This is a genomic window from Enterococcus sp. GPZ-007 (assembly GCF_059374735.1).
Map to the genome: position 1 here is coordinate 163,500 of NZ_JCAFYN010000003.1, position 17,291 is coordinate 180,790.

Below are 17,291 nucleotides of genomic sequence, written 5' to 3' on the forward strand. Positions count from 1 at the left end.
GAGAGGTGACGATGCGTGTCAATGGCTATTTAATAGGAATACACCCTTGATTGCCAAGATCATTAATAGATAAGCAGCCGGATAAGGATGCCTTGTCATAATAAAAAGAAGGATGCCGAATAAGGTTGAAACTAGTGAAATTATTACTATGATTCGTTGTTCTCTTCTAAAGATAATCAATTCATATATCCCATACAATATGCTTAAAATAACGAATAGAAAAATAATATTTCTTAGAATCATCGTTTCAGGAGAGAGTTGCCACATGTTAACAAATGCAATTCGTTCTCCTTGTGCTTTCCCAAAAATAGGTAAAAAAAGCAATAAACCCACCATACAATCTAAAATTCCCAATAGCAGCTGTTGAAGTTTTTTTCGCTGCTGCGCTTTATCTTTCTCTGCAATGGTGATTAATTCGCTATTTGAAAGCAGCTCATCAATCGAAATCTCAAAAACCTGAGAGATTGCTTTCAACGATTCAATACTAGGAAATCCTCGTCCTGACTCCCATTTCGAGATTGCGGTTCTTGAGATGAATAGTTTTCCAGCTAATTCTTCTTGAGTCCATTTTTTATTTTGGCGTAATTGCTTCAATTTCTCGTTAAAATCCACATTGATTCTCCTAAATAAACGAAATTTATATAAATCATACCATAATAGAAAGAAACTTTTGCAGACAGAAAAAGCCAGAGAATAATTTCCCTGGCTTACTCGTTTAACGATAGTTTCGTTCGAATTTATTCATCCTCGTCATCGTCGTCGTTGCTGATTCGCTCATTCACATGACAAATATTGCTTGTGGCAGCTTCGACTAATGCAAGCTCTGAACCGATCAATTCGCTATTGATGAAATCAATCACCATCGGCATATTCATTCCTGCGTATAAATCAATTGCCTGACCTTCTAGGATCATACGAGACACTACATTACATGGAGTGCCGCCCATCAGATCTGCAAGTACAATATAATCATCCAGCTCAGCGATAACTGCTTCAAATTTTACTCGAAAATCCTCCGCTGATTCTGAAGGAAGCAAACTGACTGTATGAATACTTTCCTGCGGCCCCATGATCATTTCGGTGCTCTTTTTTAATTCCTCACAGAAGAGTCCATGACTCACTAAAACTAATTGTTTACTCATTGATTCGCTCCTCATTCATTCGAATATCTATATTTTACCCTGCATTCTATTTAGAAATCACACCTAAAGCTGACAGTGCAACACAGACTACTAATACAATAAAGATCGCTTTAGTAGAAGTCATGTTCTTTTTACCAAGCATCCAATAAATTGCAGCTACAATACCCGCTGGCAACAAACGCGGTAAAATCATATCAAGGTTGTTTTGCATATTCAGCGTCACATCACCAATACTTGGTGCCCAAGATAATTTCACATTGATCATAGTAGCAACCAATGCTCCCACCATGAAGACCCCTAACAGGGTTGCAGCATCAGTCAAGGCAGTTAAACGATGTTGCATCGTGGTAACTAGAGAGATCCCTTCACGATAAGCAAACTCCAACTGTTTCCAACGGAAGATCATCACCGCGATTTGTGCGATGATCCAAATGAAAATCCCGGTTGGGTTCCCATTGATTGCCATATTGGCTGCTAAGGCTCCAAAAATCGTCGGAATTAGTGCTGCAAAGATCGAATCACCAATCGCCGCAAAAGGTCCCATCAACCCCGCTTTTAGACCAGAGACAGTATCTTTACCACCAATACCTTCCTTTTCCTCGATCGCCAAATCAATCCCGGTGACGATTGTATTGAAGAAGTTCGAGGTGTTAAAGAACTGTGTATGGGTTTTCATCACTTCTTTTAGTTCAGGAGTATCGTCACCATATATCTTGCGTAATTGTGGCAAGATTGTATAAAGGTAGCCAGATCCTTGCATCCGTTCATAGTTCCAGCCTAATTGGAAAGTGAACAAGCTTCTGCGATTGATCTGCTTAAAGTCTTCCTTCGTTAACTTATAATTAGATTTCGTCATCTTCAATCTCTCCTTCATCTGAATCATTCGAAGCAACATCTTTAGGGGCTGGAGAATTTGGTATCATCTGCCCATTTTTGTAGCTAATTGCTGCTAAAGCAAAGCCAACTAATGCGATTGCTAGCATTGGAAGTGAATTGAAGATTCCTTCAAAGTTCTTCACAACTCCCGCAACACCCGTTCCTAAAACTTGCATATTAGTAAAGACTGTTCCCAGTAACGCAGTCAACGTGAAGCCAAGAATCAAGTAAGGAAAGTGTTTTTTCACAGGCAAGTAGCGTAATAGAATGGCAAACCCAACTGCTGGTAAAACTGCTCCGGCTACAGATAATCCATCACCTAACCACTTCAAATCACCATTCAATACAGCAACAACTTTTTCTACCAAGCCGCCGCCAAATGCTAGCGCTAGAAAAACGGGAATCATACGAGAAAATGACCAAGGAATGGCACCCATTAAGAAGTTTCGTTCGATCCCTTTATAATTCATGTCTTCGACTAATTTATCAATTCGATGCGCAAAATACGTATTGGCAAAACGAGCCAAAATATCTAATTGGATCATCAAGCTGGCAACTGGAACTGCAATTGCCGCGATTGCTTGCTCTGGATTCATTCCTAAAGCCACAGAAAAAGCTGTTGCTAAGATTGTTCCTGAGTTGGCATCAATTTTTGACGCCCCACCAAAAGTACCAACACCAAGTACGGTCAATTGCATGCTACCACCAATAATAAGTCCGGCTTTTAAATCCCCCATCACTAGACCGGCAAACAATCCGGCAAACACTGGTGCACTAAGTGATGAATAAATTTGTAACTCATCTAAAATTTGATACCCTGCATATAATGTTAATAATAAGATCTGCCACCATAAGATATCCATTTATTTATCCTCCTATTTCGCTAATAAACTCATAAAGTCTTCTGCTTTATCACTTGGAACCATTTGTGCGATCAAACGTACTCCTTTGGCGTTTAATTGATTAAATACTTCCACGTCTTGATCAACGACATTAATTGATTTGGTTATTGAACGTGTCTCATCTGTTTGCGACATATTTCCAACATTGATTTCTTCAATTGGCACACCTAATTCAACTAGTTTCAATAGACGGTCAGGTTTGCGGGCAATGATTAGTAAACGTTGCGAATCATACTTGCCAGCTAAAATATTGTTTGCAGCTTTTTCTATTGGCAAAACACTCAGTTTCACTCCAGCAGGTGTCGCTAGTTTCAGTCCACTTTTTTCAATGTCGTTTTGTGCGACATCATCGTCAACCACCATAATGCGTGAAATGTTCAATTTCGTTGTCCATAAATTTGCTACCTGTCCGTGAATCAAACGTCCATCAATTCTTACTCCGATAATGCTCATGTTTATCCCTCTTCCATTTCTTTATATAGTGGTTCTTTTATTAAACTTATCTCAGGTTGATACGTGCCTTCGGTCTCAAAGATAACGATTTCATTTGAGCCCTCTTGTAATAATCCTTTTGGAATATACAGTGAAAGCGTCGGGCCTACTTCCCAGAAACGCCCGATATTTGTTTGGTTAATGAAGACGACTCCTTTACCAAATTTTGCCAAATCAATGAAAGTATCCTCAATTTCATCCAATATGAATTCATAGCGATAAAAACTTGGCTGATTTGGTTGCCATTCTTTTGAATAATCTACCTTTTCATAGGAGTCCAGCGGTAAATTGTATTGTTCCCAATTGGTAATAAAATGCAGGTCTGCCATCACTCCAGTGCGGATACCTTTTTTCTGCGTATCAGCGAACAATTTGTGTCCGTAATTGACTCTACCCATGTTTTCAATCAAAATATCGATTTGATTGTTCGTCTGTTTCAGCGGAACTCTGATGTCTTCTCCGATTTCCGTCTGGTATTGTGTCGCTTTCAGCTCTCCATTTAAAAAGAACTGGCTGCGGTCACGACCGTCAATTATTCTGAATCGTTCTTCGTCTGCGTCCTTTTCAATCATTGTGCGATAAAGCAAATAACCAGTATTTTGTCCTAATTCCTCCATCGTCTGAGGATACTGCGACTGAATCGGTTTACTGATAGTATCTAACGTTGCGAAAAGACTTACTTTGTCGGTTAAGGGAATGCTTTTCTTTTCGATCGTTTGCTTAATCAGTGGCTCCATTTGCTGAAGCTCAGGAAAGGTTTCGTGAACCATCTTTTGTAACGCATAATACTTCTCAGTTGGATTCCCTTGTTCGTCTAATGGCGCGCCATAATCATAAGAGGTGATCTGCGGCAGATCGATCACTCCGCGAGCAGAACAGCCATTCATAAAACCAAAATTCGTTCCCCCGTGAAACATGTATAAGTTGATACTGCCCTGAATTAAGACTTCTCTGACTGCCTCCGCTAGTTCTTGCGCATCACGCTTAATGATTGGTTCCTTCCAGCGGTTGAACCAGCCATCCCAAAATTCCATACACATCAACGGCCATTTCTTGTCGTACTCAGCGAAGTAACTTTGCATGGATGCAAAATTTTCCTTTGCTTTAGAACCAAAATTTCCAGTGACTAAAATATCTTCTTCGATCATGCTGCCAGCTCTCAGTGTTGCGCGCCAAGGACCATCTGAAGTAAAGAATGGCGCCGTGATTCCTCTCTCAATCATCAAGTCACGGACTGAACGTAGATAATCTTTCTCTTCTTCGTAAGACCCATATTCATTTTCAATTTGGATCATCAGGATATTTCCGCCATTGGAAAGCTGGTGAGGTACGATTTTTTTCATCAATACATCGTAATACTCAGCGACATGTTTCAAATAAGCGGTTTCATTCGTTCTGATACGAATTTGTTCATTTAATAGCCACGCTGGAAAACCACCAAACTCCCACTCTGCACAAATATAAGGAGACGGTCGAACGATTGCATATAACTCTAAATCTTGCGCAATTGATAAAAATCGTTCCAAATCTAAAATGCCATCAAACTGAAATTTATTCTTTTTGGGCTCGTGTAAGTTCCACGGGACATACGTCTCAACGGTATTAAATCCTAAAGCCTTCAGATTATAAAGTGAATGATACCAATCTGAAGGATCCACACGGAAATAATGAATCGCTCCGGATAATATCTTAAATGGTTCCCCATTCAGAAGAAAATCTTCTTTAATTTCAAAAGTATTCAAGTGGTCACCCCTAATTCGTGTTTAGATGAGCTAATTTTTCCTCCAGAAAAATTAGTCCTACGCTCATGCCGTACTTTGTTCTTAAACTTCTGCAACTCTCAGCTGCCAACTAGCCCCCTTATAAAAGAAAACAAACTCATTTGAAAGCGTTTTTAATATATTAATATATTAAATTATTTTAAATAGAAAGTCAAACGCTTACCAAACCTTCTTAATGTGTTAAAATCAAGCCATAAAGGGAAATCGAAAAATTTCTAATGAAAATTTTATTCCCTATTCATTTTTCGGAGGAATACTATGGCAATCCCAAAATACCAAATTATAAAAGACGAGTTGAAGCAGCAGATCATTTCCGGTAAATTCGAAAATGGTGACAAGTTTTATACGGAAGCTGAGTTAGCAGAAATGTTTAAAGTCAGCTCCATCACTGTCATTCGAGCATTAAATGATTTAGTCAAGGACGGTTTCATTGTTCGCCATCAGGGGCGCGGTTCTTTTGTTTCAAGGGCCCGGAAAGGAAAAGTAGTGGAGTTTTCCGATATTGAACTATTTCCTATCAATGATGATCATGTACAAGTATTATCAATCACCCGTGGCAATGACTCAGAATTTTTAGGTAAATTAGAGTTACCTAATAATGCTTATTATTATTGCATTGAACGATTACGTACAACTGAGGATATTCCTTACATTTATCAGCGAACCTATCTGCCTGAACAGTACGTAAACTCGAATTATTCCGAACTAAGCTATTACAATTCGATCTACCAACGCTTCAAACTGGATTACAATATCCATATGAATGAAGAGGATTTTACTGAAACAAATGAAATCAAGTATCCAACTCCTGCTCTTGAAGCTGAAAAGCTGCAGATTTCTACTAATGAACCGTCAGTTTTACAAATTCGGGTGACTAAACGCAAGGACACTCAGCAAGTGTTGGAATACGTCGAATCTTACAAAAAATGGGATTTCTATAAAATCGAACTTGTGTCTAAAAATCCTTGACCTTTAGATCGAGCTATTGCTCGATCTTTTTTACTTCAATATTCTCAAAATGCTGCTGAACATTGATCGGATCAACATGACCGGTTTTCTTTTCTTGAGCATTAGCCATTCCAGCGGCCATACAAATTTTCAATAGTTCCTTAGTGTTCATCCTCTGAGATAACCCATAAGCAAAGCCGGCTATTGTCGAATCACCGGAGCCAACAGGATTCACGACTTGGATCGATGGAATCGTTACTCGGTAAAAGGCATCCTGATGTTTTGCGATTGCTCCCGCTTTGCCTAGTGAAACAACGATCCATTCGATTCCTTCAAACAACGGCTGTGCCAATGCTGCCTGAATTTCTTCAAGCTTTTCTAGAGAAAATTTTTGCCCCAGTAAGCCCTCCAGCTCTTCCAGATTTGGTTTGATCAAATACGGTTTTTGCTCGCCTTTTAGAATTTGTCTTAAACTTTCCCCAGACGTGTCCGCCAGAACCTTGACCTCTTCCTCTGCGGCTGCCTGGACTAATTTTTGATAAAAGTTCTGCGGGAATCCTTTAGCTAAACTGCCCGAAATAGTCACGATAGTTGCTTTTTGTAGCAATTCTTTGAATTTCTCAAAAAATGCGGTTTGTTCTTCAGTTGTTACCGTTGGTCCCGCTTCCAAAATCTCTGTTTGGTTACCTTCGTGCAGAATAGCGATCGAGTCACGGCTTTCTTCTTTGATCGGTGTAAAGTCCTGCTTGATTCCTACTTTTTTTAACTCTTCTGCGATAAACGCTCCGTGAAAGCCGCCAAGGACACCCGTAGCTAAGACATCGCCACCTAAATCATGAATCACTCGGGTGACATTTAATCCTTTGCCGCCAGCGGTTTTACTTACCTGATTCGTTCGATTAACGGTGTCAATCTTCAACGTTTCCAGAGGATAGGAAATGTCGATTGAGGGATTCATCGTTACAGTTACTATCACGATTATGCCCCCTATTTCATTGCTGCTTCTTCGGCAACTTGGACCTTGTCATGCCAAGAACTTGCTGTTTGTGCCAAAACCTTGTTCAAGCTTTCGATATTTTCACGACCCGTGCTTTGCAGCCATTCACGTGCAGCTGCTTCTCCTGCTTCAATGAAAGGTTTTACGCCATTTTTCCAGGTTGCACGTCCACACAGGACACCATTAAAGGTTGAGCCTGCCTCTTTAGCGAAGACTAAGGTTTGTTGGAATAACTCCGTTGAAACGCCTGCACTCAAGAAAATGAATGGCAATTCTGTCGCTTGGCTTTGTTCCAAGAAATAATTCGCCGCTTCATCTTTGGTATAAGCGATTTCGCCAGAACCGAATCCTTCAACATAGTTCATATTGACCGGCACTTCGACTTTTAGAACATCAACTTTGTATTGCGGCTTCGAAAATTCTTTCATCATATCGTTCACTTTATGCGGTTTCACTTTCGCGTATTCAATAGAACCAGCATCCGCGTTTTGCGCATCATAAGAAACCAATTCTAAATAGAACGGTAGATCTTCTTCAGCACATTCGCTGCCTAAGCGTTCAATGAAAACATGCTTTTGATGATTGATTATTGGGTCTTCATCCACATCATAATAAAGTAAGAACTTAATGGCATCGGCGCCTTGTTCTTTCAACCGTAAAACAGACCAATCTGCTAGTAAATCAGGCAAACGTCCTGGAGTTGTCGCATCATATCCTGTCTTTTCATAAGCCAAAAGCAAGCCGGCTTCTTCATCACGTGCTTTTGCAGCTGGCAATCCGTACTCTGGATCCAATAGGATTGATGATGCATAAGGTGTTAATTCACTAGAAACCAGCTCCTTAAACCCTTCAATGTGTTCATCTGTCGGTTCCACATCTAGCGCCTTAATCATTTTCTTTAGTGCGCCTCGTTGGTCGATTGCTAAAGCACTGATAATTCCGTCTTTCGTAGATAAGCGATCCATCGCCGCTTTTTTACCTGTTGTTAATGTAAGCATGGTTCTTCCTCCCAGTGATCGTTACTTATATTCGTGAATCGTTACGCCTTTAACGACACGATTGACTGTGCCTGTTGGTGATGGTGTATCTGGTGTATTGCCCACTTTGATTGAAGTCAATAATGCGACTGTTTGAGCAACCATGATATAAGCCAACGCTAGATAACCATCCGGCAGCAATTGCGCTTCTGTGGCAAACTCGAATTTATCGCCAGAGAAATTCCGATCACCTGGTTGCGTAATCGCAAATACGCCGGCAGCGATCTCATCACCATGAACTTCTTCCAAGATGTCCAAGTCATAGTCACGTGTATAAGAATCATTGTTAATGAAACCAAACATGATTGTCTTTTCATTGATAAATGATTTTGGTCCATGACGGAAGCCCATCGACGAATCGAAGACGGTGGCGACTTTTCCAGCGGTCAATTCCAAGATTTTTAATTGTGCTTCGCGAGTTAATCCAGCTAGACTGCCAGAGCCTACATAGACAATTCGATCAAAATCCAGATCAACGATTTTTTGAATTTCCGCTTCACGAGCCAAGACTTCTTTACCTAATATGCTTAAACTCTCGATATATTTTGCTTTATCTTCTACTGCTGTTTGGTCAAAGGTTAATAATGCACCTAATGTCATGCAAGAGAAGCTGCCAGTCATCGCAAAGCCATCATCATTTGAACGAGCTGGCATCAAGAATGTAAAGCTGTTTGTTTTTTGCTTACTAATCTGAGCCAGTTTCCCATCTTCGGCACAGGTAATCGATAGATGATGGATCGTATCAACGACTTGATTCGCGATTTCAACAGCAGCCAAGCTTTCGGGACTGTTTCCGCTTCTCGCAAAAGAAACAAGCAAGGTCGGTTCCTCTTTGATTAGGTATTCTAGCGGTTCAGCTACAATATCGGTTGTCCCGATACTTTCAAAGCTGAATTCTTGGAGATTTCCCTGTTTACGAAGATAAGGAACCACTGTATCGCCAACATACTGCGAAGTTCCAGCACCAGTGAAGATCACCCGTGTCCGCTGACCTTGAGCTTGATTTTTAACTTCTGCTAGAAAACTTTCTAATTCCGTTTGTACTGTTTGATAAAGCTCAATTGTTTCCTCCCAAAGCTCTGGCTGTTGGCGGATCTCACGAGTCGTGATCTCTGCACCCATTTCTTCCAAATTTTCTTTTTCTACTGTAAACATTTCTCTATCTCTCCTAACTATTTCGAATATGCCGAATCTGATAATGAAATTGATCTGCGCGTGCCACACTCAAAGTAAATTCAATAATTTCATTTTTCATGTTATAGGTTTGACGAACCAAGTGAAGAACAGGTGCTCCTTCTGGGATCATCAACTGCTTCGCGTCATCCTTTGAGGCAATGCTGGCATACAATTCTTCATCTGCAAGACGTACTGTTTGATCAAAGTCCTCCGAGAAAAGATCATAAAGCGGCTTCCTTCGTAAAAGTTGATCATCCAACGACAAGAAAAACTTGACTGGTAGATACGTATCCTCGATCATCAACGGTGCACGGTCAGCAATACGCAGGCGACTCAGTTTAAAAACTGCTTCTCCTAGCGATAGATTTAGGCGTTGAGCAATAAATTTATCTGCTTCGATTTTTTCAAAAGATAAGATTCTAGTCTCCGGATTTCTTCCTAAACTTTTCATTTGCTCAGTAAAACTATAGGCACCAGCCAGGTCAGCTGCCTCCTTTTTGATATCAGAAACAAAGGTGCCCTTTCCGTGACGCCGATAAATATAGCCACTGTTTTCCAATTCCTGCAGGGCTAAGCGAACCGTCGTTCGACTAACTCCATATTGGGCTGTCAATTCTCGTTCGGACGGCAGTTTATCATGAGGAATCATGCTTGTCTCCATCCGATTCTTCAACAGATCAACAAGTTGGTGATACAAAGCTTTGTTTTTAAAAGAATTTTCCATGGGATTCTCCTTATTAACTGGTTATAACCACAACCCAATGGTAAGGTGGTTTTTTTAGTTTTGTCAATAATAAATCTTTAGAAAAGATATACATCCTTCTGAAACGTTGAATTATCAGTGAATAAAGCTTTAATTATTTTATTTCATTCTTCAAGAGCTTAAAAATTCAGTCTAAATTTATCGCAAATGGCGTAAAAATCTAATACCAGTTAAAATGATTGGCCTTCTCAAAAAACAAAAAAAGTGCTAACTAGCTAGTCAGCACTTACTTCATATCTATTTTATTACTAAAACACTAAAACAGGCGTCCCTACTTCAAGTATGGGATAAAGTTCATCCATTTTAGCAGGCGGCGTATTGATACAGCCATGTGAGCCGCGATATAACCATAAATCTCCACCATAAGCGTATTGCCAATCGGAATCATGAATCCCCACACCCGTTTGATCAATCGGCATCCAATAGCGAACGGGACTAGCATATTTAGAGCCATCTTCATTCAACCCGCGTAATACTTGATTGGTTGATTTACTGGTAACGTAGTTTAGTCCTGGCGGCGTAGGTGTAGACGGTTTTCCGCTGACAATATCTGTTTCAAATTGGAGTTCTCCTTCTTTGTAATACCACATATACTGATTTTGCAGATCCACTTCGACATAGGTTTTCCCTAAGCTGGTCTGTACATTCGGCACATCACTTACAATCAGCGGCACACGATTAAAATCCTCACCCGCTAGAATTTTATCGCTCAGGGCTTTTACTTCAGCTGGAATGTCGATCGACCAGCTATAGATTCCTGCCGGAACAGTAACCGTTCCACGACGAGTACTGTTGAATTGTGTTGGGTTCTCCACAGTATTGTAATCATTATTCAGCTTCGTAACAAATGCAGTCACTTTCTCTTGATTCAGCAACACTTCAGCTTTTTCATTCGTAGTTAACCAGCTGCTGAGTTCTTCAGTTGAAATCGAGACTTGTTTGCCGCCGATTGTATACGATGCTTTCAAATTGGCTAGTTGATTCATTCTTGCTTTTTGTTTTTTTAGAACACTGTCTTCTTTAGTTAGAATCGGCTGCGCGTAATAGGTCTCTGCATCCAAAGAATCTTCGCCATTCTCCAAATATTGGATTAGGGCGCTGGTGGCTGCCTCAATATCAAATGTCGTTCCTTGTTTTTCAGGCACAATCACAAAATTATCCTTTTGCCATTCCACGGTCGCATTTTTGGTTGGAACTCGGCTCGCATTTTTCTGAAGGAGGACTGTCCGTAAATTCTCGACTAATTGATTGACTTTCGATTGATCGTATTCCTTAGACAACTGATGCTGACTGCCTAATAAGCTATTAATTCCCCATGCAAAGGGCTGCTGCTGCTGTTTGATCTTATTAAGATCATTCAGATGGTTGTTAGACCAGCCATATTCACTCCGTTTAATTTTCTTCCACAATGAATTATCTAACTGAATGATGAACGGTGCTTCTGATAGTTCAGTATTCAACTTTTCATTCGCTTGCTCAAGTGTCAATCCGCCCACATTGATACTGTTGATTTTCGTTTTCGGCAACAATCGTTCTGCATAGTGAATACTCTTAAACGAATAGAAACTGACAAATAAAAGTAAAACCACCAAACCAAAAATAATTATTTTTTTCGTCTTCTTCTGCACAAAATCCTCCCCAAACCTTTTCAAAACGTCTCCTCACTTTTCTTGATAAACTTTTCGTTCTTTCATGACAGTTACCCTTACTGCCAAAAAAATTATAACTTTTACTACTATCATATTCTATCAAAAAAATAACCATCAATGTCCGTAAATTTATGATTTTTCTGTGAACACACGGTTTTTCTCGCAATATATATCTTTATTTAGTATTTTTAATATAAAATCTACATTCAATTATCTTCAAAATAATATACAGAGCCACAAAAAGAAACTGAATATATGCATCAGGTCCTGTTTTTGTATTATAACTAGGTTTCGAAGACCACATGAAAGAGTCGATCATCCATCCTGCGCTCAGGCTGATCAATCGCCATTAGTATTTTTTCAGCATAGGCTTCGCCAAGCTCCTTATAAGGTTGACGGACACTTTTTATCTGCGGACGAACAATCTGGGTGACTTCTCCTCCATCAAAACCCACAATTGAAATCTCTTGATCCAGTTTTTTCCCACTATCATAGACTGCCTGATAACAGCCGATAGCTAACATATCGTCACAGCAAAAAATTGCAGTGACATCAGTCTCGTCTAATAATTCAAGGGCTCCTTGATACCCTCCCGCAATCGTCAACGGTTTCTGCTTAATAGAGCTTTCTTCTATTGATAGGTGGTTTTTACTCAATGCATCTTGGTAAGCATCAAAACGTTCCGCCAAATGATAGTGTTCGGAATTATCCATAATTATTCCGATTTTTTTGTGCCCTTTTGAGATCAACCATTCAATTGCTCGATAAACACCCGAGTATTCATCAATTATAACTGTTCCGTAGTATCCCTCGTTCAGACCACGGTCGGCAAAAACCACAGGAACATCATGAAAGCGACCGAATTCAATAATGTTCTTTCTATTGTAGTCATTCGGTGTGAACAGAAAAATCCCCTCAACTGCGATCCTCACCAGCTGATCCAACAGTTCTTGTTCCTTGTTAAAATCATGACCTGATTCGCAGATGATCAGATAATATCCCTGTTTTTCCAATTGATCTCTGATCTCTCGTACGATCGCAGATGCAAACTGCTCTGAAAAATCAGGAACGATTACACCGATCGTTTTAGATTTTTTTGCAATAATATTAGAAGCAAAATAGTTTGGCGAGTATTTTTGTTCTTCAATCACTTTTAAAACTCTTTGTTTGGTTGCTTCGCTAAAGCGCCCACCCTTCTGATTAAGAATCTGGGAAACGGTCGTAACCGACACCCCGGCTAGACGCGCAATCTCTTTGATCGTAACTTTCATTTTTCACCTCATTCAAAATTGGCTTCGTTTACCTTTTCTTAAGGAAATTTCAGTACTTTTCCTTGTTTATTCCTCGTTTAATTTTCAGATTAATTACAACAAAATTTCAACATTGCAACTTTGATCAGCGCTTTCAAAATAGGGCACGAAAAAAAACGGCTAAAAACCTTATCGGCACGCTGGTTTTAATTATTCTTAAAAGAGATTAAGTATTTCAAAAACACACGTTCGCTTATTTATTGTCATATTAATACATTACACTGTAACGTATTGTTACTGCTTTATAACCCACGCAATGTGAAACGATGGTAAAGTATCACTCGTAGTCGAAATGACTGATTTAAATTAAAAAACTTTTTTGGAGGAAATTACATAATGAAATTTGGAAAGACTCTTGTACTTACAACGTTACTAACAGCCGGTGCAGCATTTGCACTAGGAACAAGCGATGCTCAAGCAGCTGAAAACTACACCGTTCAATCTGGTGATACGTTATCAAAAATCTCAATCAAATTCGCTGGTGACAACAGCTTAATTGATTCAATCGCTAAAGAAAACAATATCTCTAACATTGACATGATCATGGAAGGTCAAAACTTGACGATCGACACAGATGCAAAAGGCAATACAACAGTAGCAACTGTTCAAGAGCAAGCTGCTCCTGTACAAGCAACGCAAGCACCGGTTCAAGAAGCTGCGCCTGTACAACAAACAGCACCCGCACAGCAAGCCGCTGCTCCTGCTGCTGAAGCTTCAACACCTGCTAGCACAAACGCAGCAAAAGAATGGATCGCACAACGCGAATCAAGCGGTTCTTACACTGCAACTAACGGTCAATATATCGGACGTTACCAATTATCTGCTTCATACTTAAACGGTGACTACTCAGCAGCTAACCAAGAACGTGTTGCTGACCAATACGTGACTTCTCGCTATGGTTCATGGGAAGGCGCCCAAGCATTCTGGCAAGCAAACGGCTGGTACTAAGTCGAGATACAGACTAAAAATCCCTCATTTGAGGGATTTTTTTAGTTAAAAGCTTTGTTTTACTGCGTCCGGCAGCTCATCGACTGCAGCAATAATTATATCTGCCTCTGCTTCAATCATTTCTTGCTGATCTCCGAAGCCATACAAAACTCCGATGCTCCTTAAAAAGTTTGCTTTAGCACCTAAGATATCGAATTTACGATCGCCGACCATTACTGCAGAAGTTCCTTCCAATTGGTCTAAAGCATAGGCGATCACATCTGTCTTCTTTGAACGTTTTCCACTTAGATCCGCACCAAAAATTCCTGAAAAGTATTTTGATAACCCAATATTCTCTATAATCTGCTTAGCATAGAACTCAGGCTTAGACGTAGCCACCGCCAAACAATACTCATTCACTAACTTAGCTAGTACTTCCTCAATACCAGAATACACAGACAACTGTTTTATTCCTTCTTCCCCATAGTATTCGCGATAAACCTTCACAGCAGCATTTCCTTCATCCTCAGTTAAGCCGTATAGCTCATGCAGCGTGTCTGTTAAGGGCGGTCCAATAAAGCTGTTCAGCGTCTCCCCATCAGGAATCGGCAAACCTTTCTTTTCCAGCATATAACGAACACTATTCAAGATTCCTTCACTAGAATCCGTCAATGTTCCATCTAAATCAAACAACACAATCTTTTTCATCGTCTACCTCCTGACTACATCCTACTGATTCCTAAAACAAATATCAACCTAAGGCAATATTCTTGCTAAAAAAAGTTATTACACATATACTTACTTTTAGTAAGAACTTAGGAGGAATTTATTATGGATACACAGATTCGCGGATTACACCACGTTACAGCTATGACTTCCAGTGCCGAAAAAAACTATCGCTTCTTTACGGATATTTTAGGCTTACGAATGATTAAAAAAACCGTCAACCAAGACGATATCGAAACCTATCATTTATATTTTACTGATGATGTCGGTGCTCCTGGAACAGATATGACATTTTTTGATTTCCCTCAAATTCCAAAAGGAACCAAAGGAACCAATAGCATTTCTCGAACAGGCTTCCGCGTTCCAACCGATGCTTCATTGGACTATTGGGCACAATGCTTTTCCGATTTAGATGTTGCTCATGGAGAAATTAAAGAACGTTTTGGCAAGAAATACTTAGAGTTCCATGATTACGATGATCAATGGTTCCAGTTAGTTTCAGATGAAAAAAATCAAGGAGTCTCAGGCGGAACACCATGGAAAAACTCAAATGTTCCAGCTGAGCATGCAATCTTCGGCTTAGGACCAACGATTGTTACCGTGGCTAAATTTGAACATTTAAAATTAGTTCTAGAGAATTTATTAGGTTTTAAAGAAACAGCAGCTGAAGGAAACTTCCATCAATTTGAAGTTGGTGAAGGTGGAAATGGCGCTACGATTATTGTTGATGATCAGCCAGATATGATTCCTGCTCAAGAAGGTTATGGCAATGTTCATCACTTAGCATTGCGTGTTGCTGACGACGAAGCACTGCGCGATTGGATCGAAAAAATCAATGCCTTAGAATTTCCTAATTCAGGTTTTGTTGATCGTTTCTACTTCCAATCAGAATATTTCTTAGCTGCTCCAAATGTATTGTTTGAACTAGCAACAGACGGACCAGGTTTCCTACAAGATGAAACGTATGAAACCGCAGGCGAGATTCTTTCTTTACCGCCTCATCTACAAGCAAAACGTGAAGAAATCGAAGAATACGTTCGGCCTTTCGATACCTCTGACGCCAATAAAAAACGTCAATAAGGAGAAAGTCATGATCTTTTATTCAGCTAAGGAACTAACAACTAAACAAAATTACAAATTTTTAACTGGCAGCGTTATTCCACGTCCAATTGCTTGGATCACAACAATGAATCAAGAAACAAAAGTGGTAAACGCAGCGCCTTTCAGTTACTTCAATGTCGTAGCAAAAGAAATCCCGTTAGTCAGCCTTTCAATCAACCGAAACAAGGGAAAAATGAAAGATACTGCTCGTAATTTGCTCCAGCAAAATGAAGGAGTAATCCATCTCGTGAATAATGATGTTCTAGCAGCAATGAATCAGTCCGCAGCATCCTTGTCTGCTGATCAAAGTGAATTGAAGCAGACTGATCTCGTTACAATCGATAGTAAAGAAGTAGCTGTTCCAGCTATCCAAGAAGCACCTATTCGATTTGAAATACGCTTGCATCAATATATTCCTATTAAAGATCATGAGGAAAATATCATCAGCGATCTGTTTATTTTAGAGGTTTTGAATTATCATTTTCAAGATGCGCTATTTGATCAGGAAAATGAGTACATCGAACCACTAGCTTTTGATCCATTGGCTCGGCTAGCAGGCAATACTTATAGTCATATCGCACAAACTTTAGAACTCGAAAGACCAAAATAAATAAGGAGTGGGCTCAGCAGAGCTCACTCCTTATTTTCACGCAAATCTATAATTTGTACATTCCCGTCAATCATGCCGCTTGGACCTTTTAACTTAATCAAAGACATCCGTGGATCAAAAGTCAAAGTCATTTCATCTTCTAAATACAACTTTGAGTGTTCCTTGATTGAAATATTGCCGATGTTACTTTCAACATCCAATGTATAATCAGAATGATCTTGATTTTCATCTAAAACCAATAAACGAAAACTGATGTTCAATGCACAACTACCTGATTTTGAATAACGACCAACACCATCATCCAAGTCTAAAACGATCCGACTATCTTGATACTGCTTTAGACGTTCTACTAATTCATCTGCTATAGTTATATACATACTTTTCATCACCTCAAAGTAAGCATAGCACGATTTCATCAATCATCTAAATACTTTGCTCACAATAAGAAAGGCTTCCCAAACTCGCTCAGCTATTGAGCACCAAGTAGGTACTGACCCATATCAGCTCCAAAGAGCGATCGCTGTGTCTCACAGCAATAAGACCAATATATTTCTAAATTGCCAAGAAACACGATGATCGCAGGAATCGATGTTGATTGGTACCTACTTGGTGCTTCTCAAATTTTGAAATATTTTTGCTTATTGCCGATAAAGCTAGTTCGTGAAGCCGGACATGGATACCCTTGCTCTCATAAACTTTTTGCATGTAAAATTTTATACTCCCTTAAAGAACAAAAAAAAGACAACCCCAAAGGATTGTCTTAAAACTCCGGCAGTAGGACTCGAACCTACGACATCATGATTAACAGTCATGCGCTACTACCAACTGAGCTATGCCGGAAGAATAATCAGCGC

18 protein-coding genes and 1 tRNA gene are annotated in these 17,291 nt (G+C 39.7%); 4 read left to right on the forward strand and 15 right to left on the reverse strand.

The features are described from left to right. Positions 1 to 18 precede the first annotated feature (18 nt). From AC4J95_RS03575 to AC4J95_RS03600, 6 genes are all read right to left on the reverse strand, one after another. Positions 19 to 612, reverse strand: coding sequence for a helix-turn-helix domain-containing protein (locus AC4J95_RS03575; RefSeq protein ID WP_494548626.1), 594 nt, complete (start codon positions 610 to 612; stop codon positions 19 to 21). Between the two features lie 125 nt (positions 613 to 737). Further along, positions 738 to 1,142, reverse strand: coding sequence for a PTS sugar transporter subunit IIA (locus tag AC4J95_RS03580; protein ID WP_316404669.1), 405 nt, complete (start codon positions 1,140 to 1,142; stop codon positions 738 to 740). 46 nt (positions 1,143 to 1,188) lie between these two features. Further along, positions 1,189 to 1,998 (reverse strand): PTS system mannose/fructose/sorbose family transporter subunit IID, encoded by an 810-nt coding sequence (locus AC4J95_RS03585; protein WP_316404671.1) that lies wholly within the window; start codon positions 1,996 to 1,998, stop codon positions 1,189 to 1,191. Further along, positions 1,985 to 2,881, reverse strand: a complete 897-nt coding sequence (locus AC4J95_RS03590; protein WP_216410372.1) for a PTS mannose/fructose/sorbose/N-acetylgalactosamine transporter subunit IIC — start codon at positions 2,879 to 2,881, stop codon at positions 1,985 to 1,987. Before AC4J95_RS03590 ends, AC4J95_RS03585 begins: the two co-directional genes overlap by 14 nt. 12 nt (positions 2,882 to 2,893) lie before the next feature. Beyond that, on the reverse strand, positions 2,894 to 3,373 hold the full coding sequence (locus AC4J95_RS03595) for a PTS sugar transporter subunit IIB (RefSeq protein ID WP_316404674.1): 480 nt from the start codon (positions 3,371 to 3,373) through the stop codon (positions 2,894 to 2,896). A 2-nt stretch (positions 3,374 to 3,375) separates the two neighbouring features. Further along, a complete protein-coding gene (locus tag AC4J95_RS03600) occupies positions 3,376 to 5,154 on the reverse strand; it encodes a glycoside hydrolase family 35 protein (RefSeq protein ID WP_494548627.1) in 1,779 nt (592 codons plus the stop codon). Between the two features lie 297 nt (positions 5,155 to 5,451). On the opposite strand from AC4J95_RS03600, the gene AC4J95_RS03605 reads away from it, so the two are divergent. Beyond that, a complete protein-coding gene (locus AC4J95_RS03605) occupies positions 5,452 to 6,162 on the forward strand; it encodes a GntR family transcriptional regulator (protein WP_494548628.1) in 711 nt (236 codons plus the stop codon). A 13-nt stretch (positions 6,163 to 6,175) separates the two neighbouring features. Here the strand turns inward: AC4J95_RS03605 and lacC are convergent, their stop codons facing one another. The 6 genes from lacC to AC4J95_RS03635 form a co-directional block, all read right to left on the reverse strand. Beyond that, positions 6,176 to 7,117 carry a tagatose-6-phosphate kinase gene (gene lacC, locus AC4J95_RS03610; protein WP_494548629.1) on the reverse strand — a complete coding sequence of 314 codons (942 nt, stop codon included), beginning with the start codon at positions 7,115 to 7,117 and terminating at the stop codon, positions 6,176 to 6,178. 11 nt (positions 7,118 to 7,128) lie between these two features. Beyond that, a complete protein-coding gene (lacD, locus tag AC4J95_RS03615) occupies positions 7,129 to 8,136 on the reverse strand; it encodes a tagatose-bisphosphate aldolase (RefSeq protein ID WP_494548630.1) in 1,008 nt (335 codons plus the stop codon). A 21-nt stretch (positions 8,137 to 8,157) separates the two neighbouring features. After that, positions 8,158 to 9,330: an SIS domain-containing protein gene (locus AC4J95_RS03620; protein ID WP_494548631.1), complete on the reverse strand. Its 1,173-nt coding sequence runs from the start codon at positions 9,328 to 9,330 to the stop codon at positions 8,158 to 8,160. A gap of 13 nt (positions 9,331 to 9,343) precedes the next feature. Next, positions 9,344 to 10,075 (reverse strand): GntR family transcriptional regulator, encoded by a 732-nt coding sequence (locus AC4J95_RS03625; protein ID WP_316404683.1) that lies wholly within the window; start codon positions 10,073 to 10,075, stop codon positions 9,344 to 9,346. Between the two features lie 287 nt (positions 10,076 to 10,362). Next, entirely contained in the window at positions 10,363 to 11,742 is a 1,380-nt protein-coding gene (locus tag AC4J95_RS03630; protein WP_494548632.1) for a L,D-transpeptidase family protein, read from the reverse strand. Between the two features lie 305 nt (positions 11,743 to 12,047). Next, complete coding sequence (locus AC4J95_RS03635; RefSeq protein WP_494548633.1) at positions 12,048 to 13,034, reverse strand: LacI family DNA-binding transcriptional regulator; 987 nt, start codon at positions 13,032 to 13,034, stop codon at positions 12,048 to 12,050. A gap of 375 nt (positions 13,035 to 13,409) precedes the next feature. Between AC4J95_RS03635 and apf the strand changes: the two genes are divergently transcribed. Next, positions 13,410 to 14,021 (forward strand): aggregation-promoting factor, encoded by a 612-nt coding sequence (gene apf, locus AC4J95_RS03640; protein WP_316404689.1) that lies wholly within the window; start codon positions 13,410 to 13,412, stop codon positions 14,019 to 14,021. 45 nt (positions 14,022 to 14,066) lie between these two features. Here apf and AC4J95_RS03645 read toward each other — a convergent pair whose 3' ends face one another. After that, a complete protein-coding gene (locus tag AC4J95_RS03645; RefSeq protein WP_494548634.1) occupies positions 14,067 to 14,708 on the reverse strand; it encodes an HAD hydrolase-like protein in 642 nt (213 codons plus the stop codon). Positions 14,709 to 14,831: 123 nt separating this feature from the next. On the opposite strand from AC4J95_RS03645, the gene AC4J95_RS03650 reads away from it, so the two are divergent. Both AC4J95_RS03650 and AC4J95_RS03655 read left to right on the forward strand, forming a co-directional pair. Beyond that, entirely contained in the window at positions 14,832 to 15,806 is a 975-nt protein-coding gene (locus tag AC4J95_RS03650; protein ID WP_494548635.1) for a ring-cleaving dioxygenase, read from the forward strand. 10 nt (positions 15,807 to 15,816) lie between these two features. Further along, on the forward strand, positions 15,817 to 16,437 hold the full coding sequence (locus tag AC4J95_RS03655) for a flavin reductase family protein (protein WP_494548636.1): 621 nt from the start codon (positions 15,817 to 15,819) through the stop codon (positions 16,435 to 16,437). A 23-nt stretch (positions 16,438 to 16,460) separates the two neighbouring features. Here AC4J95_RS03655 and AC4J95_RS03660 read toward each other — a convergent pair whose 3' ends face one another. Together AC4J95_RS03660 and AC4J95_RS03665 are read right to left on the reverse strand one after the other, a co-directional pair. Beyond that, positions 16,461 to 16,814 carry an iron-sulfur cluster biosynthesis family protein gene (locus AC4J95_RS03660; RefSeq protein ID WP_494548637.1) on the reverse strand — a complete coding sequence of 118 codons (354 nt, stop codon included), beginning with the start codon at positions 16,812 to 16,814 and terminating at the stop codon, positions 16,461 to 16,463. Positions 16,815 to 17,203: 389 nt separating this feature from the next. After that, positions 17,204 to 17,277: transfer RNA gene (locus AC4J95_RS03665), tRNA-Asn, on the reverse strand. Positions 17,278 to 17,291 lie beyond the last annotated feature (14 nt).